Genomic DNA, 23,752 nt, shown 5'->3' on the forward strand with positions numbered 1-23,752 from the left:
GTATAATTTGGTTAGGTATCCAGTTGAAATCTAATTTAGTAGACAAAGATTATGGGTGAATCTAAGCGTCGCAAAGAGTCGATCGGCGACGAATACGGTAAAGAAGAGCGCATCGTTCCCTGGCTGCCAATCACGAAAACCCAAAGCGAAGATTTTGTGAAGTGGACAAGTCGCGGTAGCTGGATGGGGATTAGCCTTTTGGTTGCTTGGTGGATTGTAGTGCGGTTTGTCGGCCCGTCGGCAGGTTGGTGGCAGGTTAACTGATGCCAGACTCGACAAATGCCTGTATTCTTGGCATTGTGTCGAGTTCAACTCCGAAACCAGAGGCTGATTTTTTAGGAAAAATTTAGTTGCAAATTTGGACTTAGTATGGTATCTTAATTATCTGCGGGCAATTAGCACAGTGGTAGCGCACTTCCTTCACACGGAAGGGGTCACAGGTTCAAATCCTGTATTGCCCATTAAACAGAAGTTGCACCCGTGGGGGAACTTCAGACTCAATTGCCCCAAACAGCAGCGTCGTTAGTTTAACCCCTTTAATACTCACTTCAAATTGAGAATATCTTCGAGCCACTGTCTCTTTACCTGATGACCACGCTCCATCTTGTATACCTCAGCCCGTGCATAGGCTAATGCTGCCGCTGAATATTCCGAATTATGATTAATAGCTCGAAGAAGCTCCTTATGTTTATTTTTGTAGACTATTTTTATTTGAGAATCAGTAATTTTTGGATAGAGCAGGTCCATCTCTTCGACAAGCCGCTGAATCCTCGAAGCTAAAGTCATTCGCTCACGAACCAGTTCTCTACAGTGAAGATGGTAGACCTGAATCGAAGTAGCAGCTCTATCATGTTCTCTGGTGCCTGGTAATTTTGCAGGAGTAGGCTGTCCATTAGGACGAAATGTCAAAAGTTTCCAATCGTCGGGGTCGATAGGATCAAGAAGCTCCACTTCTTCACTCTCCCACCTGTCTGCTTCTTGTCGAGCCCTAAAGCTTCGGGGTGCGAGTGGAAAGTGATCCAACTTACCACCATCCGTTCCATTTGCTGCGTCAACGCGTCGCTGATTACACCATTGACATGAGTAACGATAGTTACGCCAGTTGAATGCGAGCCACCAGTAACCCTCGTGATCAGGATCTTCGTCCACTCGGTTCTTCGGACGAAAGTGATCGACATCTTTATCAGAAGTTGGGTTTTTGCTCTCGGAGTACCAGCACTTATAATTTCGGAGAACGGATAAGGGTTTGGCGAGAGCGCGCCAAACTTGCTGGCGAGATTTTTTTTTCAATCCCTCTGTAATCGCTTTCTTTCGTGCAGCCGCTATATCTTTTCCAGCCAATCGGGCAGCCTGTTCAGCATCCTCTATTTCCTTTCGCAGTTCATTGAGAGCCTTATCAGCCCGCGTCTGCCATCCATCTGGAAACTCAAGTTCGTCGATGTCAACCCAGCGCATCAGTCCACCGCCTCTGCTTGCAATTCTGCAAGAGATTCCTCAAGAACTTCCCGGGCGATCCGATCAATGTCCTCCTGTAGTTCTGGATTGAGGAATCGGACGCCAGCCATCAAGTCACTATACCGTTTGCCCCACGCACGGACAAAAGCAGCATAGTAGGGATCGCTGAATGCCTTCTGGAAGCCCGCATCTTCCAAACGTTTGTTAATCTTCTCAAGCTCTGCAACTTCGATCGGGTTCAAGGAATCCTCCTTGGCTACAAGGCGAACTTTATTGTCCAGATCCGCGAGCGTTTCTTCATCAAGGTCGCTCCGCATTCCAAACATTTCACTCGTAAGAATACCAGTAAATCCAAGTCCACGCGGGTTAACGGTTGGCTGATCCCATTTGCAAACACCCGTTTTCCAATCTCTTTTGAGGAGGTGAATCTGCTCTTTGAATAGACTTGCGATGACCAAGGGATCATGGGTTGACATGAGAATTTGGCTAGTTTGTTGTTCTTCCGACTCACTGGAGTCCTCGCTCATCACACGAGTTAGCAGCTTTAGGTATTCCACACTCCAATGCGGATTGAGATGCGTATCCGGTTCATCAAGCAATACTAAAGATTGATGGGATTTAGTAAAGCGCATTAAGCCCAGCACCATGAGCAGTTGCTGCTCGCCTTCACTCAACTCGTGAAACGTGATCGGCACTCGCTTCATATTGGTCGCTTTCACACGAACCTGAATTTTTAAGTCATAGATCAATTCCGAGAAGTCTGTACTCTCAAGAGCGAGGAAGAATGTCCGCGCATCCTGGTATTCAGCAGCAAAGGCGTGCAAGCTCTTCAAGTTAGGCAGAAAGAAGTAGTAGTGGTCTTCACGGTTTGATTGAAAACCGTCTGGGATGGTCTGTGCAACTACCATAGGCGCAATGGCAAATCGCCGGAGCCGCTCCATAACTCGACGCATGATGCCGGTTGCGCCCCAAAAATTTTCAGCAGTTTGACCTTTCTTTGCCCAACGTGGCTTGCGGATCACGAATAGTGCCGACTCAAAACCAACGATCCGCAGTCTGTCTTCAAGGAAGCGGCTAATATCAGCATCTTCCTTGTGGCAAAAGGCAAGTAATACATATTTTGCGTGATGATTTTCGGCGCAAAAGAACCGCCGTTGCTCCAGGAGCTGCGTAAGGGTGGCAGGATCATCGGATGTCGCTCGCCGCAAGCGAACATAGTGAGCCTGTTTCATTGGTAAAAAATGTTCAGCCAAACGATTTGTGGGACCCGAATAATAGCCGAAGATAAATCGGGGTAATAGTAGTTTTCCTCGATTGATACTTTTGAGGTTGTATGACTCCTTCGTGCCTTCTTGAAATATTATCATCTTCAAATTGGGGCGTTTCATTTCCCCCGGATGCCAAGAGACCTCTACTGTTTGCTCATCCATTTGGTAACGTAGTCGATAGCCCTTCATTGGTTTGTCTGGCCACCGATTCTGCTCTACCCATTCGTGCAGATCACGAAAAATAATAACTAAGGCTTCAAAAAGGTTTGATTTTCCGGTGCCGTTCCAGCCAAGCACAATATCAATGCTATGGGAGGCGTCAAAGCGAACTGTGTAGTCACTCAGGTTCTTGAAATCCTCCAACCAAAGCTCCACCAAGCGGAAATGTCCTTTGGCTGTGGAATTTTTAGCTGTACTATTAACAATTGAACTTTGTTGCTGCGGACTTTCTTCCAGATGCTTTTCAAAGGCAACTGATACTTCTGGGGTAGCACGCAATGCTTCATAAAACTGCACTACCTCGTCTTTGCTAAATCCTGCTTGGTCAAAAAGTTGGCGAGCATCAGCTTTGCCCCCCATCTCCGCAAATGTGGAACGAAGAGCCTCCGAATAATCTGATGGTTGTTTCATGCTGTTTTTTGGGGACTCTTTGGTTGAGCGGTGGACAATGCGTGTTGTCTTGCGCTCAGGCTCTATAAGGGCTTTCTCGGCTTGAATCCTTTCGAGAAGTACCGATATCGGTTCATCATTAGGATCTTGTGGAACCAGTTCACCTCGAAATGCCTTAGATAGTAGTGCTGGTGTCAATCGCTCGACTTGGGCAAGGGCTTTCTGGTAGCGGGCTTCAAGGCGATCGGCGTAAGTAAACAGACTTTCGGTACGCCGAACAATTTCTAGTTGTTCCTGAATGGTCGGTAGTGAAAGCTGTAGTGAGAGTAAAACTCGCTGATTTAGATTGACCATCGTTGAACCTACAGCATTAGCTTCCAAAACTTCGACGGTAGCAGGGCCAGATAAAAACAATTGAAGATAGTTAGGGAGAAGTTGGGATTGAACTCTAAGAATTATACAACCCGTACCACAAAGCCACCCTTCCTGTTCTGGTTGCACAACCGCACAACGACCCATGACACCACGCCGTGCAATAACAACATCTTCAACCCTAAGCATAAAATCTGATAATTGCTCTGCTTTCTTAGGAGAGACTGTCATGTCATCTGAAGGGGTTATTTTTCTATCGTTTATATGCATAGGATTGACAACTGGAATCTCTCCAGCCACATAATCCGACTTGTGTAAAGCGCTTCCAAATGGTCCAGTCTTTATCTCTGACAAAACCTCAGATAGCAATACACGTTGAATGGAGGAAAGATCGCTACTTGCACGCCAGTTCTCAGTAAGTTGCCCTGATGTTGCTGCTGCGAGGACAGATTGGCGGAAGCGTTTGAGGATGAGGGTGATGCGATCGAGCCTCTTTCGACAAGCATCTACCCGCGCAAGTAGAGCATCAAGCTTATCAGCAATGCGTTTTTGTTCGTTTAGGGGAGCGATCGGAATCTGTATAGAAGCGATGGCTAGCCGACTAAGTTCTATTTGATTCGTTGTACCAGTAGCAAGACTCGAAATGTTTTCTTGGATTTCAGGGCTTTGAATCCAGGAAAACAAGAAACGAGGCTCTATTACTGCCTGGTTGGGTCTGACAATAGTAACGTGGCTGTCTACGACCTTTGGTGGTTCTACGTCGTGTTGCGTGACTAAACATGCTCGTCCAATTGTTCCTGTACCCGTGCTGTTCCAAAGTACATCCCCAATACGGATAAACCGCTCCGGTGTCCAGAGATCGAACTGAGCCGGATCGACGTATTTAAGATGTTCCTGTTGAATACCGAACCATCGGATCGCTCTTTGATTTACCACCGGAAGACTGCTGTGATGGGTATATTTCGGCGACTTGCCACGAGATATGTATTCGGTGACATCGGCGAGCGTTGCTGTTACCCATCCTGGAGGTTGTTTGCTCACACTTCTACCTCCTCACCCAACTCCTCCAGAATTCCGCGCAGTTGTTCCATCACCGCTTCCAGTTCACCGATCGCTTCTTGTGCGAGTGCTGCTGCTTCAGGCAGTTCATCAGTTCCGCCTTCGCTTTCATCATTGAGCCAAGAAATGTCCAGACTGTCACCAAGTTCTGCTATCGAGTCGCGGGTAAATTTTCTGAAACGCCCTTGCTCCCCAGTATCTACACGCTTGGCAAGACTCGCAGGGCTACCGAATGCGTCATCGCCAAAGGCAACTTCAAACTCGACAAAGTGCTTGCGTGTGAGTTGGGTGCGCTTGCCAAACTGCGAGATATTGGTACGCAGGTCATATACCCAGACTTCTTGGGTGTTGCCCTTTTCCTTCTTACCACGAGTGAAAAACAGCACATTAGTCTTAACTCCTTGTGCGTAGAAGATGCCAGTCGGTAGACGCAGGATAGTATGCAGATTGCACTTGTTCATCAAGTCAGATCGAATCTGCTTGCCCATGTTGCCATTAAACAGTACATTGTCCGGCAACACCACCGCAGCGCGACCACCAGGCTTGAGACCTTGGTATATGTGTTGCAGGAAGCAGAACTGTTTATTGCTAGTAGGAAAAGTAAAATCTTTGCGAGTAGGTAAGCCACCCCCTTTCTTGGAACCGAAGGGTGGATTGGAGAGAATTAGCGTTGCTTTTGGCAAGGCTTCTCCTTCCGGCGAGAGCGTATCACCGTATCGGATACCAGCCCCTTGTGGGTCAAATTCAATTCCATGTAACATCAAGTTCATTAATGCTAAATGGTGCGTGTCCTGCACGTGTTCCATGCCGTAGAAAGTGTTGTGGCGGTATTTGCGTTGCTGTTTTTCTGTCCAACTATCTGGGTCGCCGTTTTCGCGTATGTAGCGATTAGCCGCGATCAAAAAGCCACCCGTACCTGCTGCCGGGTCTTGAATAATGTCTTCTAGCGTAGGGCGCATGATATGTACAATGCTGTCGATCAGCGGACGGGGTGTGAAGTATTGACCAGCACCGGACTTCTTTTCATTAGCATTCTTCTCCAGCAGCCCTTCATACACATCGCCCAGACCTTCCTGCTTGGCGCTGTACCAGTCAAGCTTATTGATCTCAGTGACCAGCGTAGAAAATGTGGTGGGCTTTTTGATGGAGGAACTAGCGTTGGCAAAAATTTCTTTAACGAGTGTAGAACCGCGATTACCAAGATGGATCAACAGCAGCTTGTAGAACTCCAGGCGCTCAAGTGTGGCTTTACCTTCTAGGTCATCCCAGCGATAACCGTCTGGAAGTTGGTTCTCCGTGCTGGTCTCCTTGGCCATCTTCAGGAACAGCAGGTACGTGAGTTCGATCACGTACTGGTGATAGGTCACTCCGTCGTCCTTGAGGACGTTACAGAGATTCCAGAGTTTGGCAACGATGTCGTGGGTGATGTTATTCATAAGCAAAGTTATTGTACCTCTTGCTCTGCTCAGGCAACAGGTTTTTGCCCCAGTTTAGGGAAATTAAAACTCGTCCATTCGTTTCCGACATCCCAGAAATAACGTCATATCCCCATTACTTACAAAAGCAAAGGCGCGAAAACTCTGGTGCTTCTGAATTTTAGTTACTTAGTCCACTTTATACTACATATATGCTACAGTAATTGTAGCTCGTGTCCCCCCAGGAGGTTCCCTCATGGCAAATGCCAATCTTTCTAAAAATTTCAACTTTAAGGGTACCAATTGGCATATCAACGCCTAAATTACCTGACACAGTGAAACTTCCAGCCTTTTCAGGGTGTTTAAATTAACGATGACTGCCCTTTGTTCTAGCTAAATACCAACCATCATATTCTAACATTTTAATAACTTCTCTAACTTTCATTTTTCATCTATAAAACTCATCAACTCCTGCACTTCTATCCCCATAATATGCTCTAAGTTCAGCAATCTCTCCCTTGTAACCTGCGCGACTGATAAAAAACCTCATCCTGCTTTGGGTTGGAGAGTCCCGACGATCGCAATCTATCCCAAATTGGGTCAACTGGCGATCGGAGTTCGGGATCGGTTAGCATGGGTGACTTCTTTCCTCTTTGGCCATTATTTGACAGCCATTATAACCTTTTCTTGGCAAACCTCAATCAGACAATTGATGACACCAGTAGCAAGCAACTCTATAGTCTCTTGACTAAGTGAAGGCTTAGATGCTATGAAATTAAAAAGCATTTTATCTTTAAAAGTTGCAACTGCAACTGTAAAATTTTTTCCAAAAATAGCATCAGACGCAACAAAACTGATTTCTTCTATTTCCAAATCCCCATAAACTTCAGAAATATCAACTATGCCAATATTAGTAACCCCACTTGTTATGAGAAATTCATCAGGATTCTTAATATAATATTCAATAATTTTTCTGAAGATCATTAAAGGTTTAAAAAACTCTTGTGTGTTTAAGCCTAATTCAATATCTTTAGTAATATCTCTTGATAAATCCCAAAACGACATCTGAGGTTTTAGGTGATGGAATGAAGTTAAAAAGGAAGCTAAAAAACTCATGTTTTTATTTTTAATGGGAGGTTCTATACGCCTACGCAAATCCACATAAGAACGACATGAAACCTTAATGCTTCTTGGCTTTTTCCTGCTAATTTTATTAGCTACTGTAAGTAGCATTGCTGCACATAACGCCCCATGTACTGTGGTATTTTCTTGCCGACAAAGTTCAATTATTTTTTTGGTTAACTCTTTTTCTAAAAATCTATGAGTCATGCCACAAGTACGAGACTCAAGGGGAACCGTCTCTTCAGACTCTAATTGTTCTGGTTTATGTAAAAGCATTTGTAATTTCATTTTCAGCAAAAACCATGTGCCATTGCTGAGCCCTTTCTTTCCTTTCATCCATTTAGGTAATAATTCCTCTAAGGGTGGAATAGCAGCTCCGCAATCTATATCAATGGCATCTCCCGATGCAATAATTTGGTAACATTTCAAGATTTCTGATTGTAGACTTATAGAAGATAATCCGTCTGATATGGCATGATGTACAGTTGTGATTAAATAGCGGGTGTTAATTTCGGATTGCTTGTAAAGAAGAATGCACCTTAGCAGAACCTGACTGCTATCCATACTTTTGTTCAATTCTTTTCTCACAACATCTTCCCAGTTGTCATTTATGCCCTGTGAAACTACAGATAAAGGAATTTTTCCTGTTCCGTGATTTGTAAATTCGAGATGCTCCAGCGTTCCAATGATCCGAGAACTCAGTAGAGGATGAATGCTTTGAACTGCATCTAGCGCCTGCCTCAAAATCTCTTCCTTAATTTCACCTTTGATCCGGCTGATTGTTACTATATTAAATGAGCCATGTTGGCGGTTCAATAGCTCCATCGCTTGTTCTGTGACCGAAAGCGCTCTGTTGTTATTCATAAATTTAATAGGTCTTTTAGGGCTCTGAACTCAATGATTAACGATGAAGATGCCAACTGCTCAGTAAACTCAATTAACTCATCCACCTGTTCCTCAGTAAACCACCTTTCCACAGCATCCTCCGCAAACAGATCCCACGCTTCGTCATACAACTCCGCCACTTCCAATCGCCGATTCTTCAAAAATACATTCTGCACAGCCCGTAACAACCGAATCTGATTGGCGTTAAACAGCGGTTGGGCAGCACTAAAATTCTCAAAATTCCGCCTACCACTTCCTGATAATCTGGCAATGCCTCAATCTCGAACTACTCTCGCAGAAACAATAAGAAACTATTAACCTTCAGATTAAACGCCTTGCGAATATTCGACTTCTACAACTGCACGTTTTCCCCATGCAACTCTTGCCTCAGTGTACGCTCTAACCCCACCAGTTGCAAGTCCGTCACCGCTTCCCCATTGCGAATTGCTGCAATTGTCGGGTGAGTTTTCACAATCTCCAACACTTTCCCCTCAACCCGCTGGCGGTATTCCTCCTTGAGCATTAGACAATGTTCAACAAGGCCAAATCCGCGTGAAGCGAAGCTATCCCGAAGGGAATCGCCCAAAACCCCCTTGCATACTACACATATGCTACACTAACATTGTAGCTCGTGCCCTCGCAGGAGGTTTCCTCATGGCAAATGCCAATCTTCCTCAAAATTTCAACTTAATCATCCCCGCAGGAACCCAAATAGTCACCAAAATCGAAGTCAAAAACCCCGCCAGCGACCAATCTTGGAAACCGGGATTAGTAGGTGTCATCGTTCAATCGCCTACGGACAATTCCCACGCATATTTAGTCAAACTCCCAGACGGAACACAAGTTAGTCTGCGACGGCACGAACTCAGCATCCGCAAGCAGTTTCAGAGCGAAGGATTGCAGTCAGGAGGAGATTTTCTTGCAGAATACAACCTCTATGATTCTGTAATTTACCGCTGCATAGTTGGTTCCAGAGCTTATGGTCTTGATAACGAGCAATCCGATACAGACAGACGCGGGATTTACTTGCCGCCGGCAATACTTCATTGGTCGCTTTACGGCATTCCCGAACAATTGGAAAACAAGGAAAATCAGGAATGCTATTGGGAACTGCAAAAGTTTCTAGTTTTAGCACTAAAAGCTAATCCAAATGTGCTAGAATGTTTGTACACCCCTTTAGTAGAAACTGTTTCTCCTGTAGCACAAGAATTGCTCGAAATTCGGGAAATTTTTCTTTCTCAATTGGTTTATCAAACTTACAATAGCTACGTTTTGTCTCAATTTAAAAAAATGGAGCAAGACCTCCGCAATACCGGGGAAATTCGTTGGAAGCACGCGATGCACTTAATTCGCTTGTTGCTGTCAGGAATTACGGTGCTCAAGGAGGGGTTTGTACCCGTTCGCGTGCAGGATTATCGATCGCAACTTTTATCTATCCGCAACCAAGAAATATCCTGGGATGAGGTGAATCGCTGGCGGTTGAGCTTGCACGGTGAGTTCGATCGCGCTTTTGCTGCAACTTCCTTGCCAGAACGTCCTAATTACGAGAAAGCGAACCTGTTTTTGATTAAATCTCGTAGAGGTGCGATCGAAATCGGATCTTCTTGAAATCGCTTCTTGTGAAACAAAGCCCGCTTGCATGGACTGGAACAAATGACAGAATACATCTCGAATCTCGCCCAAATTATCTCCGTTCAACCTTACCCGCTGCTGTTTGCGACTGTCAGCGGTTCGCACTTATACGGGTTTCCTTCTGCAGATTCTGACTTCGACTTGCGGGGAGTACACATCTTACCGCTACCAAAAGTAATTGGACTGATTTGTGGAGAAGAAACAATCGAAGTTTCTGAAGTTCGGGAGGGAATGCAACTCGATTTAGTAACTCACGACATCAAGAAATTTTTTGAGTTGCTGTTGAAGCGCAACGGCTACGTGCTAGAACAACTGTATTCGCCACTAATAGTTTACAGTACACAGGAACACGAAGAATTAAAGGCTATTGCCTCTCACTGCATTACCAAGCACCACAGCCACCACTATCTCGGTTTTGCTCAAACTCAATGGAAATTGTTTGAGAAAGAACGCCCGCGTCGGGTTAAGCCGCTGCTGTACGTTTACCGGGTGTTGCTGGCTGGGATTCACTTGATGCAAACGGGGGAAGTCGAGGCGAATTTGGTGATACTTAACGAGAACTTCCAGTTGTCGTATATTCCTGATTTGATTGCTCGCAAGCTGGCTGGGGAGGAAAAATCAGTGCTGGAAGATACAGATATTGAATTTTATCAGCAAGAGCGCGATCGGCTAATTAATATATTAGAAGATGCAAGTTTTACAAGTCATTTGCCGTCAAATCCTAATGCAAAAGTTGCTCTTAACGATTTTCTGGTAAAGGTGAGGATGTCATCTCTAAGCTGTTCCACCCCGAATTAGTCGTTTGGTGCAGCAAGCAGCCTACATATTAGTCGTAGGTGCGCCGAAGAGCGCAGCACTTCCATTCCTGGACACATCATTACCAAAGAAACCGGGTTTTTTATCCTGATCAAAAGCCAGAATGCAGTATTTTCGTCGTCCATTAAACCCGGTTTTAAGTGATTCACTTTAATAGATTTGTGTGGGCTGATCCGCTAAGGGCAGGTAAACCGATATTTTGATCCTCGGTAACTTGTGTGTTTTTTCCTGGTATGTAAATATTCCAACTTACCCCACCTAAATATGTCTTGATATATGAAATCAAGCCGTGGATAAATACAACGATGCCCAGCATTTCTAATGACTCTTCAATGGTCGCTACTATCAGGTAGGGTACACTCTCCATTCCCGTGGTAGAAAATAGGTATCCCCCGGGAATTTCCATCCCGATTGCTCCTCCAATATAAAGAGCGCATGCTGCAACAAATAATTTTCTTGTGGCAACAGGAAGGTGGAACACAAACTTACTATAGGATAATAGAAATATCGCTACCAGAAAACCGAACGGCACAATCCAAGTAAAGTAAAGAAATCCTGATGCATTTAGCAGGCTTCGCATCGGATTTATAAACTTTTCGTGCAATTGACCAGCTTCGTCTAAGGATAAATATAGAAATATGAATGATAAAATTTTCCAGTGATTCTTGTAGCGATCGCTATCTAAATTTTTCGCATGGGCGATCACACCTAGCAAGAGAGAACTAAACAGCAATGCCAAAAATGAGTAGAAGGTTGGAAGGTTCCTCTCGGCATCAACGTTAAATACCCTTGCAATGTACTCTCTCAACGGGTAGTCCGGCAAGTAGTACAGACTCATCTGACTTAAGAAAGAGAGTACAGCTAGACAGGTCACCACTCGAAGCAAAAATTGGGTTACAGCCCCAGGAGCTAAAGGAATTTGGAATTTCATGTTCTTTTAACCGTTCTCTTAAGCTTTGTTTAAGGGAATCTTATCAAAACACAAAAAAACTTCGGTCTACCCATAGACAGAGAAGACTCCTCCGGGTGAAAACCCTCTTTTTGTTGTAACCGTAGCAATACGGTTCAGTTAAGCTCGATCTCCCTGGCACCCCCCTTAAAAAGGGGAGTAGGGGGCGGGACAAGAACTTACTCAAAGTCCCCCAACAACCAGGGGATTTAGGGGCATCTCCGAGGAATAAATAGTTTTAACCCAAGCGTATTGGTAACCGTAGGATTATCGTAGGATTAAGGAATTTAGCAGACCTCGATCGCCCTTAATTTTATTGTGGTTATATAAAAAAATGTTTCCTGAGATGTAAATTAGATATCTCCAAAAAGGAAGCTGAAATCCTTACTACGGTTGAGTCGATATCTAAATTTGATCGATATCTGCGAGAGAAACTCGGCTTCAAGAAGCCGAGATCCCTTAGTACCGAGGATTTCTGCGATCCAGGGCGATCGCTCATCAATATCAGTGAAAACTCTGAGATGTAATAACAGGTCGATCGCGATCGAGTGATTCGCCAGCATTTGTTAAGCTAGACTCCTCCCAGCGATATCAAAATATCTCCTTGTCAAAGTCAATTAGCTTTCAGTCAAGTGCTTATTTCCTAAGTTTTTGCTGCTTTACTTATTTTTCGTACCTGCGCGGCGTGTAAACCCAAACATCTCCATATTTGCGGGGAATAATCCGAGTTTGACTCGAACCGACAATCACTAAAGTTCTCATGTCTGCGTCTTGTGGCTGGAATTCGCCGAGGGTGCAAACCCGCACAGATTGACCGGGCCGGCCGAGGTTTCGCCCTAGTATGACGGGGGTTTTAATATCGCGACTTTGCAACAAAATCTCGATCGCCCTTCCGAGTTGCCAAATCCGCTGTTTCGAGATGGGATTGTAAAATGCCATAACTAAATCGGCTGCTGCTGCTGCCGCAATCCGCTGTTCAATGACCTCCCAGGGCTTGAGAATATCCGAAAGCGAAATCACGCAAAAATCATGTCCGAGGGGTGCTCCGATCGCAGCAGCGGCCGCCTGCATGGCTGAAATGCCCGGTGCCACCCGAATATCAATGCCTTGCCATTCGGGTTTGGCATCAAAGTCGATCGCCTCAAACACCGCTGCAGCCATCGCAAAAATACCCGGATCTCCTGACGAAACCACGGCTACAGATTTTCCTGATGCTGCTAAATCTAGGGCAAAACGGGCGCGATCTATCTCTTCGCGGTTGTCGGAATCGTGTCGCTTTTGTCCTTCCCGCAAGGTTCCAGCTAAGTCGAGATAAAATTTGTAACCCACCCAATCCGTGGCTTCGCGCAGAATTTCCTTAACCTCCGGCGACATCCACTGCGCGCCTCCTGGGCCGGTACCGACGATCGCCAGTTTGCCGCGGCTAACTCCGATCGCCCTAGCATCAAAGGGTTGGGCGGCTAGGGCGATCGCGCAATTCACGGAGTTTGGGCGATCGTACTCGATTAAGTGACTGTTTGCACCGGCTGCTGTCAGGGCAATTTGTGCGACATTATTTTCGATGAATTCAATTGAGTCTAATTCGACAAGTTCGGAGAGATTGAAAAAGCGAACGGGGACTTTAAAATATTGTGAAACTGCTTCAAGTGCCGGATTTCCCATCTCCTCTTTTAATGCAAAAAATCCAGCAACAGAAGCTGGGGCTAAACCTGCATTTTCCAAGACTTGCTGGACAAATGAAGCCGCTATTTCCGGCTCAATATTCGATAGCTTTGTGAGTGCAACTGCCACAATTTGCGGATGGTAAACTAAACAATCGGGTGTTGGCGCAATTGCTTTTTCGGTGACGCGGATCGTCAATTTTGCGTCGGGGGCGATCGGCAAATTGCTCTCGGAAAGCCAGCTTGCAGCCCCTTCTAGGCGTACTTTTGCCCCGGCGAGCAAATTTGAAATAAAAGTCTTCGCGTCCTCTGGATTCGCTAAATAATAGCCTTGGGGAGGACTCAGCAACGCGGTGCGAAACCGAATATCTCCGGTTGTGGTAATTGCAGGTTGTACGCCCAGGGCTGCTGCAATCTCTCTGGCCAAATCATTAACGCCGTGCAAACCGCCCAGCAGCGGTACGACGGCGCTTCCGTCTTCTGCGACGGCTAAAACTGGCGGTTCGGCGCGTTTGTCTGACAGCAGCGGGGCGAGGGTACGGATGATTATTCCGGCGGCGCAGATGCCGATGATTGGGGTTTCGGTTGCAAATAATTCCCGCAATGTTTCGCCGAAGTTGCTAAAGTTGAGGTCTGTGTTGGATGTGCGATCGATTAAACCGTAAATCTGGGAACCGGGGAAATGTGCGGAGATTTTTTTGGCGATCGGCAGGCTGTTTTGACCTAAGATAAAAATTGCGGGAGGAACTCGATTCACGGTTGTAAATATGGCTGTGTTTGGATGGGTTTGATTATTTTAATCGGTGCTTACTTTAATAAGACATAGTTGATGAACCGCGAAGGCGCGAAGTAAGAGAAAGCAGAAGTTTATCTGTTTTGTTCTGTCTGTCAGTGGCACAGGCATCTTGCCTGTGCATTTCTGCAATTAGTCTATCATTAAAAGAAGCAAATATTTCGAGGTAGGGCTGTGAAACGCATTGTCTTAATTGCAGGTTTTGAATCTTTTAATGCTGATTTGTACCGCAAAGCGGCTGAGTTGGCTGTTGGTGGCTGTCAGGGATTGGAAGTAAGGGTTTTTAGCGATCGCGCCCTCGCAGACGAACCTGACGCTGTAGCAGCCGCCCTCTTGAATGCTGATGTGTTTTTCGGGAGTTTGCTGTTTGATTATGATGCGGTAATGTGGCTGCGGGAAAGGGTGCAAAATATTCCGATTCGCCTGGTTTTTGAGTCGGCGTTGGAATTGATGAGTCTTACTCAAATCGGCGCTTTTAAAATTGGCGACAAACCGAAGGGAATGCCGAAGCCTGTTAAGTTTATTCTAGATAAGTTCAGCAATGGGCGAGAAGAAGATAAGCTGGCTGGTTATATTAGCTTTTTGAAGGTGGGGCCGAAGTTATTAAAATATGTGCCAGTGCAAAAAGTGCAAGATTTGCGTAACTGGCTGATTATTTATGGTTACTGGAATGCGGGCGGTGCGGATAATGTTGTCTCGATGTTTTGGATTATTGCCGAAAAGTATTTGGGGCTGAAGGTTGCAGAAATTCCGCCGCCTGTGGAAACTCCCAATATGGGTTTATTGCATCCTGATTATAATGGTTATTTTGAATCGCCTCGGCAATATTTGGATTGGTATCTCGGTAATCACATTGGTAGAAGTGGGCAAGATGCCCGTTCCACAAAATTTGGAACCAATGGCTTCCCTAATTCCAACGAAGTAAAATCCCCTGTTGTGGGAATTTTGCTTTACCGCAAGCACGTTATCACCAAGCAGCCTTATATTCCTCAATTAATTCGCTATTTTGAAGATGCGGGAATTGTGCCTTTGCCGATTTTTATCAATGGCGTTGAAGGCCATGTGGCGGTGCGGGATTGGATGACGACTGCTGATGAAACTGCGCGGCGAAAACAAGGCAATATTGAAACTCTTTCGCTTTCTAAAGATGCTGTGGAAGTTGATGCGATTGTTTCTACTATTGGCTTTCCTTTGGTTGGCGGGCCTGCTGGTTCGATGGAGGGTGGAAGGCAGGTGGAAGTTGCTAAGCGCATTTTAACTGCTAAAAATGTACCTTATTTTGTGTCCGCACCTCTGCTGATTCAGGATATCCATTCTTGGACTCGTCAGGGGATTGGGGGTTTGCAAAGTGTGGTATTGTATGCTTTGCCTGAGTTGGATGGCGCGATCGATCCAGTGCCCCTGGGCGGTTTGGTGGGTGAGGATATTTATCTGGTGCCCGATCGCGCCAAACGCCTAACAAGTAGAATTAACAATTGGGTGAAACTGCGGCAAACTCCCCCATCTGAAAGGAAAATTGCGATTATTCTCTACGGGTTTCCTCCCGGTTACGGTGCGGCGGGTACGGCTGCTTTATTAAATGTACCGAAATCGCTGCTAAATTTCCTGTACAAACTTCAAGCAGCAGGTTATACAGTTGGAGAAATTCCGGCTGACGGTGAGGAGTTAATTCGCAGGGTGAAAGAGGCGGATGAGGCAACCGCAGATACAGGCGGATTAACGCGGATGAACGCAGATACGGAGGGAGTTTACGGCAATACTGTTAATGTTAAAACTCTGGAGAAATGGCTGGGCTATCTGTTAACAAGTCGTATCGAAAAACAGTGGAAATCTTTAACGGGTACGGGCATTAAGACGGAGGGCGACGAGTTCCAAATCGGTGGCGTTCAACTGGGGAATGTTTGGATAGGTTTGCAGCCGCCGCTGGGAATTTCGGGCGATCCGATGCGCTTAATGTTCGATCACGATTTGACGCCTCACCCTCAATACGCTGCTTTTTACAAGTGGCTGCAAAATGATTTGCAAGCTGATGCTGTGGTTCACTTCGGAATGCACGGCACTGTTGAATGGTTGCCCGGTTCTCCTCTGGGAAATACTGGCTATTCTTGGTCGGATATTTTGTTGGGAAGTTTGCCGAATCTTTATATCTATGCCGCCAACAATCCCTCGGAATCGATGTTAGCAAAACGGCGCGGTTACGGTGTTTTGATTTCTCACAACGTGCCGCCCTACGGCCGCGCGGGTTTGTACAAGGAATTGATGGCTTTGCGGGATTTGATTGCGGAATATCGGGAAGATACGGCAAAGAATTATGTGCTGAAGGAGGCTATTTGTAAGAAAGTTTTAGATAGCGGTTTGGAGGCTGATTGTCCGTTTGATGAGGCTCGCAAGTTGGGTATTGCTTTTAATTTTGAGACAGTGGGAATGTTCAGTGCTGATGCTTTTAACCGCTATTTGGTGAAGTTGTACGAGTATTTGCAGGTGGTGGAATGCCGCTTGTTTTCTTCTGGTTTGCACGTTCTCGGAGAACCGCCTAATTCTGAGGAAATGACCTCTTATCTTGAGGCTTATTTTGGGGATAAATTATCACAGGAACAGGTGAAAACAATTGTTTCACAAACAAGCACAGGCAAGATGCCTGTGCCACAAGAGGGGTTTGATGGGGTTTTTGAGGAAGGTTTGTTGGTGCGGGATTTGTTGTTGCAAACTTCGGATGAGTTGACTAATCTTTTGCGGGGTTTGAATGGGGAATATATTCTGCCTGCACCGGGGGGGGATTTGTTGCGGGATGGGGCTGGGGTGTTGCCAACTGGTCGGAATATTCACGCTTTAGATCCTTATCGGATGCCTTCTCCGGCAGCTTATGAAAGAGGCCGCGAAATTGCTCGAAAAATTATTGATAAGCACCTTAAGGAACAGGGGAATTATCCTGAGACTGTGGCAGTGATGCTGTGGGGTTTGGATGCGATTAAAACGCGGGGCGAATCTATTGGAATTCTGCTAGAATTGGTGGGGGCTGAACCTCTAAAAGAAGGTACTGGCCGCATTGTTCGCTATGAATTAAAACCGTTAGCTGATGTCGGTCATCCCCGGATTGATGTGTTGGGAAATCTTTCGGGTATTTTCCGAGATAGCTTTGTGAATATTATTGAATTGTTGGATGATTTGTTCGTGCGGGCGGCGGATGCTGATGAACCGGAATCGGAGAATTTTATTCGTAAACACGCTTTAATTTTGCAGGAAAAAGGTGTGCAGAATTATTCGGCAAGGTTGTTTTCTAATCCGGCTGGGGATTTTGGTTCTTTGGTTAACGATAGGGTTGTTGATGGTAGTTGGGAATCGGGGGATGAGTTGGGGAAAACTTGGGAAAGCCGCAATGTTTTTAGTTACGGGAGAAAGGATAAGGGGGAAGCGAGGCCGGAGGTTTTGACTCAGTTGTTGCAAGGGTGCGATCGCATAATTCAAGAAATTGATTCTGTGGAATACGGTTTGACTGATATTCAAGAGTATTATGCGAATACTGGCGGTTTGAAAAAAGCCGCAGAAAAGCAGCGCGGCAAAAAGGTTAACACGAGTTTTGTAGAAAGTTTTTCTCAGGATACCACTCCGCGCAATTTAGAATATTTGCTGCGCTTGGAATATCGAACTAAGTTGCTAAATCCTAAGTGGGCTAACGCGATGGTCAATCAAGGTTCGGGCGGCGCTTATGAAATTTCCCAGCGGATGACGGCGTTAATTGGTTGGGGCGGAACGGCTGATTTTACTGATGGTTGGGTTTACGATCAGGCGGCTGATACTTATGCTTTAGATCAGGAAATGGCGCAGAAGTTGCGGGATGCTAATCCTGAAGCTTTTCGCAATATTGTAGGGCGAATGTTGGAGGCTAACGGGCGGGGTTTTTGGCTGCCGGATGCGGATAAGTTGCAGCAGTTGCGCGAGTTGTACGAGTTAACAGATGAGAAGATTGAAGGGGTGACAGTGTAGTTTTTTTTAGTCTAAATATTTAGGGGCGGGCTAGAAGCCCAACCCCTACTCCCCACAATAGTTTCAAAATGTTTCAGGTGCAAGTTAGGGGCGCGACTATTAAATACCTCGATCGCCCTGCGGTTTTGCTACAGGAACTGACGGTTTCTTATTGGGAGAATTAAAAGCTCGATCAACCATATCTCCAAAGGGAACAAACTGCGGTGCAGATGATTGAGTTCCTGTTCTGAACGTTGTAACTGGCCCACCGCCGTCTTGGGCAAAATTAATCAATCTCGTTAAAGCATCACCGGGATTTTTAGCATTGCGCTTGTCTAGGGTGAAAAGCAGATTTTGAGAGTTGCAGCGCCCCCGTCCGTTGACGTAACAAACTACTGGCAAGTTATTAACAATTCCTGTTGTTAACTGCAAGCTGCTCAATCTTCCGCCATTCTGGGCAACAGCTTTGGTCAATCTATTGGAAACAATTTGACAGCGCTGCCAAGGTGTATATTCGCGGCCGAACTCGGTAGATTTCCAAAGAATCATTGGATCTGTCGTGACATTTCCGCGCCGCGCAATTGTGACAAAATTGCGACCGGACGTAACGCACTGAAATGTTGTTCTAGTGCTATTCAAAGAGTTGCTGGCTGGAGCTGCTTGCACTTGGCTTGCCAAGGCGACAGTACCGGCGAAAACTAAAGCGGATGCTAATAAGGGTGCAGTCAATTTCATAATAACTCCTGCCGCTAAGGCAGCTAAATTTATGTAGGAAGTCATAGTTGTAGGGACAGGGCAGTGTCCTGTCCCTGCCTATTCACATTCTGCTGGTTGACTGTCGCACCCGGATATTTTTCAAATATTAAATTAGGTTAGTTGCACCTCATATCTGTAGGTACATGGCTCTGCCGTGTCTTTGTTTCAAAACTTGGGAACGCGGCTTTAGGGAGACGGCAGATCCGTGTCCTTGTTTCAAAACTTCCAGGTTACGGCGGCACAAGTTTCCTAGATAGTCTTTTTAGCTACATTCTGCAAAGCCAGGAGAGTCAACAATGGTAAGTAATACCATTTTTTTAAAGATGTGATAGACTTGTGTAAAAAGTAAAGGAGAGAATTACAATGTCTGGTCGTCCTCATATAAAGATTACCGAATCAGTAGAAAACTTACGAGAAATCCTCAAAAATCAAAAAATAATCCTAGCTTATAACAAAGTTCAAATGCTTTATTTATTTCAGTCAAAACAAGTAGAAACTGTGCGGGAAGTATCCACAGTTTTAGGTAAAAGTGAGGCAACGATTCATCGCTGGCTCTTTCAATATAAAGAGGGCGGTCTGGAAAATTTGTTAAAAAATAGGCAGGTTTTCGGTCGCCCAAAAAAGTTATCAGTTGAAATAGCAGCGACCTTGCAACAAGAGTTGAGAGATCCCGAAGGGTTTCAGAGTTATAAAGAAGTTCATCTTTGGCTTTGGCTCTGGTTGATTAAAGGAATAGCCAGTAGTTACCCGGCTGTATATTCTTTAGTTAGAGGGGAATTAAAAAGTAAATTAAAAATTCCCAGACCTCGCAGTATTTCTCAGAAATCTACGGCAATTAATGAATTTAAAAATAACTTGCATCAACAGATAAAAGCTTTACTACAAAAAGCTTTACCTCAAGTAAACCAATATAAAAAAGTTACTTATTGGTGTAGTGATGAAACGCGGATAGGGCTGCATACAATTCGTCGGCGCAAGCTGACGCTTTCAGGCGTAAAGCCCATGGGGAAGCATCAATGGAAATTTGAGTGCTTTTGGCTGTATGGGGCAGTATCAATCGCTAGTGGAAAGAGTTTTTTTTGGGAGTTTTCGCATTTAGACAAAGTTTGTTTTGGAACATACTTACAACTTTTGTCAATACAATATCAGTCATCAATTACACATCATTCAAGTTGATAACGCACCCGCTCATAAGTTGGACTCATCTGAATTACCAGACAATGTTATTTTACTATTTCAGCCTCCGGCTTGTCCAGAAGTAAATCCCACAGAAAGAGTGTGGGAATCTCTGAAAGATTTTTTAGCGAAAGTCGGTGTTTAGTAATCTTGACGAACTCCGCACAAAAGTCAAGGAAATTTTGGCATCTTTCACGCCCGATCGTCATTGGTTTTCTCACCGGATGGTCTTGGATTTTACATTCTTTATCTCTATCACATCTTTAAAAAAATGGTATAACCCAAAATGTTTTGAATTCATCACGATAGTAGATATTTGACAAGTAGTCCGATCGCATTTCAACCCTTCCCAAACCTCAAATTCGGTCAGATTCGGCATCATAATGTCGATAAAAATTGCTTGCGGTTGCTCAAAGAGCAGCCGCACCCAAACCTTCAGCACCGCTGGCGACCTCGATCGCGGTACAATGAATTTCTGCCAGCAAGTTTTTCAGCAAATACCGAAAAACTATCTTCATTCTCCACAATCAAAACTTTTGCTGCTGAATCCGGCGCTGGCGATGGCCCGGAACCCCGCAAGCTACGAGAATTTGCGCTTGCCAGCGATATTTCATCTCCCTTAGCAGCAGACATTTCCAAAGGTTTTTCTTCCTCTCCAGGATACATAATCGGCAGTGTGACAAAAAAAGTTGAACCCACTCCGGGTGAACTTGTGATTTCAATGCTTCCCCCCAGAAATTCCGCCAGTTTTTTGCACAGAGACAATCCCAATCCCGTGCCTTTGACGCGCTTCTGCAAGGGGTTTTCTAGTTGGACAAATTCTTCAAAAATCCGCCTTTGGTCGGCTGTGGGAATGCCGAGACCCGTATCTGCTACTGAAAAAGTAACTGTTCCCTCTTCTCCCATTTCCGCAGCAACTCGAACTTCACCTGCTTCGGTAAATTTGAGGGCATTAGAAATCAGATTTCGCAAAATCTGAGAAACTTTTCCCTCGTCGGTTGTAAGGATTGGAAGTTCGAGAGGATCTTCAAAAATTAGAGAAACGGCAGAGTTTGGGGGAAGCAGGGGGCGCATCATTCCTCGCAGGGCGCTGAACAAATCTTCGACTTCAAAATCAGCCAAGCGAACAGTTAGTTTTCCGGCTTCCACTTTGGCTAAATCTAAGGAGTCGTTGACAAGTTCTGCGAGAGACTCGGCAGATTTATGAATGTAATTTACTTGCTTTTCCTGTTCGGCTGAAAGTTCTCCGTCTAGGCGATGTAACAATATTTCGGAAAGGCTTAGAATTGCCGTTAGCGGAGTGCGAAACTCGTGGCTCATATTGGAGAGAAAGCTGGTTTTGAGTTCGCTGGCGCGCCGGAGAGATTCGGCTTTGTCGTTCAATTCAGCGTAAAGTGCCAGAACTCCGCGATTGGTATCTTCTAGTTGTTGATTTAATTGTACGAGTTCTTCTTGACGCTGGCGGAGTTCGTCTAAAGTGCGTAGTAATTCTTGATTTTGCTGCTGAATTTCGGCATAAGGATCTTCGGGAATTTGGCGCGCTAGTTTGTCAACTAATTGATTGAGTTCGATCGCACTCAGCGCAGGCATATGTTTGGAAAACTGCTTAATTAATTGTACAGCCGTTCCGCGATCGGGCCCAGAGTCGATTTTCACTTCGTCCATCAACCGTTTCGCTGCTGCTAAACCGAGTCCCGCGCCGGTTTGCGATCGAAAATTGGGACTCAACACAGCCGGTAAATCAGCAATTCCCGGCCCGGTGTCGGAAATCCGAGTCCGAAAAATTTGGGGCGATTCCCCTTCCACAATGAATTCTACTTTGCCGCCGCCTGCATATTTGAAAGCATTGCGCGCAATTTCGGAAACTGCTGTGGCGATGCGGGTTTGTACTTGGGAATCGAATCCCAGCCCTTTAGCAATTTGGCGAGCTCTTTGGCGTACTTGTACGATGTCTTGTTCAAAGCGGACTTCCGTCGTCAGGATTGGGTAACTCACGCTGCTTCTCTCACCTTGGCTACTATAACTGTCATGTCATCGCGAGTGCGTTTGAAGTCCCGGTAGAGCACGCCTGCGATTAAAGCAGGATGTCGGGAGGCTAAACCCGGGTAGCGGTTTAAATTCCACTGCGCCGCCAAACCGTCGGAGTGCATGATGAGTAGGGACTGCTGCGACCAAGGATAGACAAATTCTGCTACTTTTCGCATCATATGTCCAACTGTGCCGTTGTAGGAAACCATGCTGCGGCTTTGGTTATCTGTGACAACTACACCGCTGATGTTGCCAATTCCGGCAAAACAAATTGTTTGTTGGGTAGGATCGATTTGGGCGATCGCCACCGCCGCTCCTCTGGTATTTTTTAAAGCAGTGTGCGCCTTCTCTAAAATTGCTTTCGGCCCAAGTTGAGCGTTTTCCTCAAATACGCGCACTGCTTCGCCAGAGGCTTCCTGGGCCAAATCCCCGTAGCCGAGCCCGTCTGCAACTAAAATCAGGTTTTTGTCAAGGTGATTTTCTGCCGCCCACGAATCCCCACAAATTTGCTCTCCTGCTTTGGGCAAGTTGACAACCCCAAATTCCAAGTAACTGCTGTTTTGGGAGGCTTCCCGGCTATTTTGGGTCGGTTCCAGCCGCGCTAATAAGGCTGTACCCAGTTTCGGTACAGAATGAATATCAAAAAAAGTAGAGAGGCGTTTAATTGCCCCCAGTCCGGTTCCCGGAGTTCCCGCTGTAGAAAAACCATCCCGCAGACACAGCGTGACATTTGCCATTCCCTGCCCCTGGTCTAGCGCTACTATTTCAATGCTATATCCTGCCGCTGTTTTTAATGTTCGCAGCAAAAGTTCTCCTTCGCGGGCGTGCTTGACGAGGTTTTTTGCTGCTTCGGTGGTAACAATTGCCACTTTACCGCGATCGGTCTCGTTAAATTCGACTTCCGTCGCGAGGGCGACTGCGATTCGCCGCGCTTCTCCGACTTGACTTTCTTCTGTTACGGGCAGGGCTACAGCATCTATCATTTTTTATCAGCTCTCATAATGAAATCCTCCATACGCCAACCCTCTCCGGGTATGGTGTGGGATTCCAAGAATCACTTCTTGGCTTTGCTGGTTACTCTTTATACCAATTTAAAAAATAATACAACTATACGCAAGCTCCAAACCCCGATTGTCCTCACTCATTCCCAATTCTTTAATCTAAAATCTCAACTCTCAAATCGTATTACTTCTTCAGCGCCAGCGGACGATCGCAATTTTAGTCCCCTTACCCACTTTGGAAACAATCTCAAATTCGTGCATCAACCGTTTAGAACCACTGAGTCCCAAACCCAAACCGTTATTAGAAGTATAACCGTCAGTCATTGCCAATTCGATGTCTGGAATTCCCGGGCCCTTGTCTTCAAATATCAGCCGCAGCCCTTTGCGGGGTCCTAATTGGAGCGTTTCGATAGTTACAGTTCCCCCTTTTCCGTAGTCTACAGTATTGCGGGCGAGTTCGCTGGCTGCGGTAACGATTTTCGTTTGGTCTAATAAACCGAATCCCATTGCTACAGCCCAAGTTCGCACTTGCTGTCGGACGTGGACTATATCGGATGACGATCGGATTTCTAGTGTCTCACGTTTTGACATGGCGGCTACTGTACCAAAATAGAACTTCTCCACAAAACATAGGACTTACGCTCATCAACTTAGTTTCTCCTAATAGGACTTACGCACTTACTACGATTTTCTCTCTATAGAGAACATAGTGAAGCAATCTCAAACCCTTGATTTAACCCTCTTGAGTGCGTAAGCCCTGTCCTCAGAAATCTTCAGTTTGTCCACAAGGTA

At 45.6% G+C, this 23,752-nt stretch carries 19 protein-coding genes, 1 tRNA gene and 1 pseudogene; 6 read left to right on the forward strand and 15 right to left on the reverse strand.

Annotated elements, in window-relative coordinates; genetic code table 11:
• The first annotated feature begins 51 nt into the window (after positions 1 to 51).
• Both QUA74_RS14510 and QUA74_RS14515 read left to right on the forward strand, forming a co-directional pair.
• Positions 52 to 264, forward strand: a complete 213-nt coding sequence (locus tag QUA74_RS14510) for a DUF2839 domain-containing protein (protein ID WP_333329919.1) — start codon at positions 52 to 54, stop codon at positions 262 to 264.
• Positions 265 to 389: 125 nt separating this feature from the next.
• Positions 390 to 461: transfer RNA gene (locus QUA74_RS14515), tRNA-Val, on the forward strand.
• An 82-nt stretch (positions 462 to 543) separates the two neighbouring features.
• On the opposite strand, the gene QUA74_RS14520 is transcribed toward QUA74_RS14515, so the two are convergent.
• The 8 genes from QUA74_RS14520 to QUA74_RS14555 all read right to left on the reverse strand — a co-directional run bounded on the left by QUA74_RS14520 (position 544) and on the right by QUA74_RS14555 (position 8,708).
• The gene (locus QUA74_RS14520; protein WP_333329921.1) at positions 544 to 1,455 is read right to left on the reverse strand and encodes a hypothetical protein; all 912 of its coding nucleotides are present in this window, start codon (positions 1,453 to 1,455) and stop codon (positions 544 to 546) included.
• Positions 1,455 to 4,745 carry a restriction endonuclease subunit S gene (locus tag QUA74_RS14525; RefSeq protein WP_333329924.1) on the reverse strand — a complete coding sequence of 1,097 codons (3,291 nt, stop codon included), beginning with the start codon at positions 4,743 to 4,745 and terminating at the stop codon, positions 1,455 to 1,457. Before QUA74_RS14525 ends, QUA74_RS14520 begins: the two co-directional genes overlap by 1 nt.
• Positions 4,742 to 6,199 carry an N-6 DNA methylase gene (locus QUA74_RS14530; RefSeq protein WP_333329926.1) on the reverse strand — a complete coding sequence of 486 codons (1,458 nt, stop codon included), beginning with the start codon at positions 6,197 to 6,199 and terminating at the stop codon, positions 4,742 to 4,744. The genes QUA74_RS14525 and QUA74_RS14530 overlap by 4 nt, the downstream gene beginning before the upstream one ends.
• 346 nt (positions 6,200 to 6,545) lie before the next feature.
• Positions 6,546 to 6,623: a type II toxin-antitoxin system HicA family toxin gene (locus QUA74_RS14535; RefSeq protein ID WP_333330017.1), complete on the reverse strand. Its 78-nt coding sequence runs from the start codon at positions 6,621 to 6,623 to the stop codon at positions 6,546 to 6,548.
• Positions 6,624 to 6,681: 58 nt separating this feature from the next.
• Positions 6,682 to 6,813 (reverse strand): hypothetical protein, encoded by a 132-nt coding sequence (locus QUA74_RS14540; protein WP_333329928.1) that lies wholly within the window; start codon positions 6,811 to 6,813, stop codon positions 6,682 to 6,684.
• A gap of 25 nt (positions 6,814 to 6,838) precedes the next feature.
• Positions 6,839 to 8,164, reverse strand: coding sequence for a phthiocerol/phthiodiolone dimycocerosyl transferase family protein (locus tag QUA74_RS14545; protein ID WP_333329930.1), 1,326 nt, complete (start codon positions 8,162 to 8,164; stop codon positions 6,839 to 6,841).
• The gene (locus QUA74_RS14550) at positions 8,161 to 8,346 is read right to left on the reverse strand and encodes a hypothetical protein (protein WP_333329932.1); all 186 of its coding nucleotides are present in this window, start codon (positions 8,344 to 8,346) and stop codon (positions 8,161 to 8,163) included. Before QUA74_RS14550 ends, QUA74_RS14545 begins: the two co-directional genes overlap by 4 nt.
• Before the next feature lie 191 nt (positions 8,347 to 8,537).
• The gene (locus QUA74_RS14555; RefSeq protein ID WP_333329934.1) at positions 8,538 to 8,708 is read right to left on the reverse strand and encodes a hypothetical protein; all 171 of its coding nucleotides are present in this window, start codon (positions 8,706 to 8,708) and stop codon (positions 8,538 to 8,540) included.
• 131 nt (positions 8,709 to 8,839) lie between these two features.
• Here QUA74_RS14555 and QUA74_RS14560 point away from each other — a divergent pair, with 131 nt between their 5' ends.
• Together QUA74_RS14560 and QUA74_RS14565 are read left to right on the forward strand one after the other, a co-directional pair.
• Positions 8,840 to 9,793 (forward strand): DNA polymerase beta superfamily protein, encoded by a 954-nt coding sequence (locus QUA74_RS14560; RefSeq protein ID WP_333329936.1) that lies wholly within the window; start codon positions 8,840 to 8,842, stop codon positions 9,791 to 9,793.
• A 45-nt stretch (positions 9,794 to 9,838) separates the two neighbouring features.
• Positions 9,839 to 10,615 (forward strand): nucleotidyltransferase domain-containing protein, encoded by a 777-nt coding sequence (locus QUA74_RS14565; protein WP_333329938.1) that lies wholly within the window; start codon positions 9,839 to 9,841, stop codon positions 10,613 to 10,615.
• A 163-nt stretch (positions 10,616 to 10,778) separates the two neighbouring features.
• Here the strand turns inward: QUA74_RS14565 and QUA74_RS14570 are convergent, their stop codons facing one another.
• The 3 genes from QUA74_RS14570 to cobJ all read right to left on the reverse strand — a co-directional run bounded on the left by QUA74_RS14570 (position 10,779) and on the right by cobJ (position 14,000).
• A complete protein-coding gene (locus QUA74_RS14570) occupies positions 10,779 to 11,564 on the reverse strand; it encodes a hypothetical protein (protein WP_333329940.1) in 786 nt (261 codons plus the stop codon).
• Between the two features lie 371 nt (positions 11,565 to 11,935).
• Positions 11,936 to 12,145: a hypothetical protein gene (locus QUA74_RS14575; protein ID WP_333329942.1), complete on the reverse strand. Its 210-nt coding sequence runs from the start codon at positions 12,143 to 12,145 to the stop codon at positions 11,936 to 11,938.
• Between the two features lie 100 nt (positions 12,146 to 12,245).
• Positions 12,246 to 14,000: a precorrin-3B C(17)-methyltransferase gene (gene cobJ, locus QUA74_RS14580; protein WP_333329944.1), complete on the reverse strand. Its 1,755-nt coding sequence runs from the start codon at positions 13,998 to 14,000 to the stop codon at positions 12,246 to 12,248.
• 210 nt (positions 14,001 to 14,210) lie between these two features.
• On the opposite strand from cobJ, the gene bchH reads away from it, so the two are divergent.
• Positions 14,211 to 18,020: a magnesium chelatase subunit H gene (gene bchH / locus QUA74_RS14585; protein WP_333329947.1), complete on the forward strand. Its 3,810-nt coding sequence runs from the start codon at positions 14,211 to 14,213 to the stop codon at positions 18,018 to 18,020.
• Positions 18,021 to 18,119: 99 nt separating this feature from the next.
• Here the strand turns inward: bchH and QUA74_RS14590 are convergent, their stop codons facing one another.
• Positions 18,120 to 18,734, reverse strand: a complete 615-nt coding sequence (locus tag QUA74_RS14590; protein ID WP_333329950.1) for a COP23 domain-containing protein — start codon at positions 18,732 to 18,734, stop codon at positions 18,120 to 18,122.
• A gap of 384 nt (positions 18,735 to 19,118) precedes the next feature.
• Between QUA74_RS14590 and QUA74_RS14595 the strand changes: the two are divergent.
• A pseudogene (locus tag QUA74_RS14595) lies at positions 19,119 to 20,198 on the forward strand (IS630 family transposase).
• Positions 20,199 to 20,366: 168 nt separating this feature from the next.
• Here QUA74_RS14595 and QUA74_RS14600 read toward each other — a convergent pair.
• The 3 genes from QUA74_RS14600 to QUA74_RS14610 form a co-directional block, all read right to left on the reverse strand.
• A complete protein-coding gene (locus QUA74_RS14600; protein ID WP_333329953.1) occupies positions 20,367 to 21,926 on the reverse strand; it encodes an ATP-binding protein in 1,560 nt (519 codons plus the stop codon).
• Positions 21,923 to 22,942, reverse strand: a complete 1,020-nt coding sequence (locus QUA74_RS14605) for an ATP-binding SpoIIE family protein phosphatase (protein WP_333329956.1) — start codon at positions 22,940 to 22,942, stop codon at positions 21,923 to 21,925. Before QUA74_RS14605 ends, QUA74_RS14600 begins: the two co-directional genes overlap by 4 nt.
• A gap of 210 nt (positions 22,943 to 23,152) precedes the next feature.
• On the reverse strand, positions 23,153 to 23,551 hold the full coding sequence (locus tag QUA74_RS14610; protein ID WP_333329959.1) for an anti-sigma regulatory factor: 399 nt from the start codon (positions 23,549 to 23,551) through the stop codon (positions 23,153 to 23,155).
• Between the last annotated feature and the right edge of the window lie 201 nt (positions 23,552 to 23,752).

Source organism: Microcoleus sp. LAD1_D3, assembly GCF_036702135.1.
Taxonomy (GTDB): domain Bacteria; phylum Cyanobacteriota; class Cyanobacteriia; order Cyanobacteriales; family Microcoleaceae; genus Microcoleus.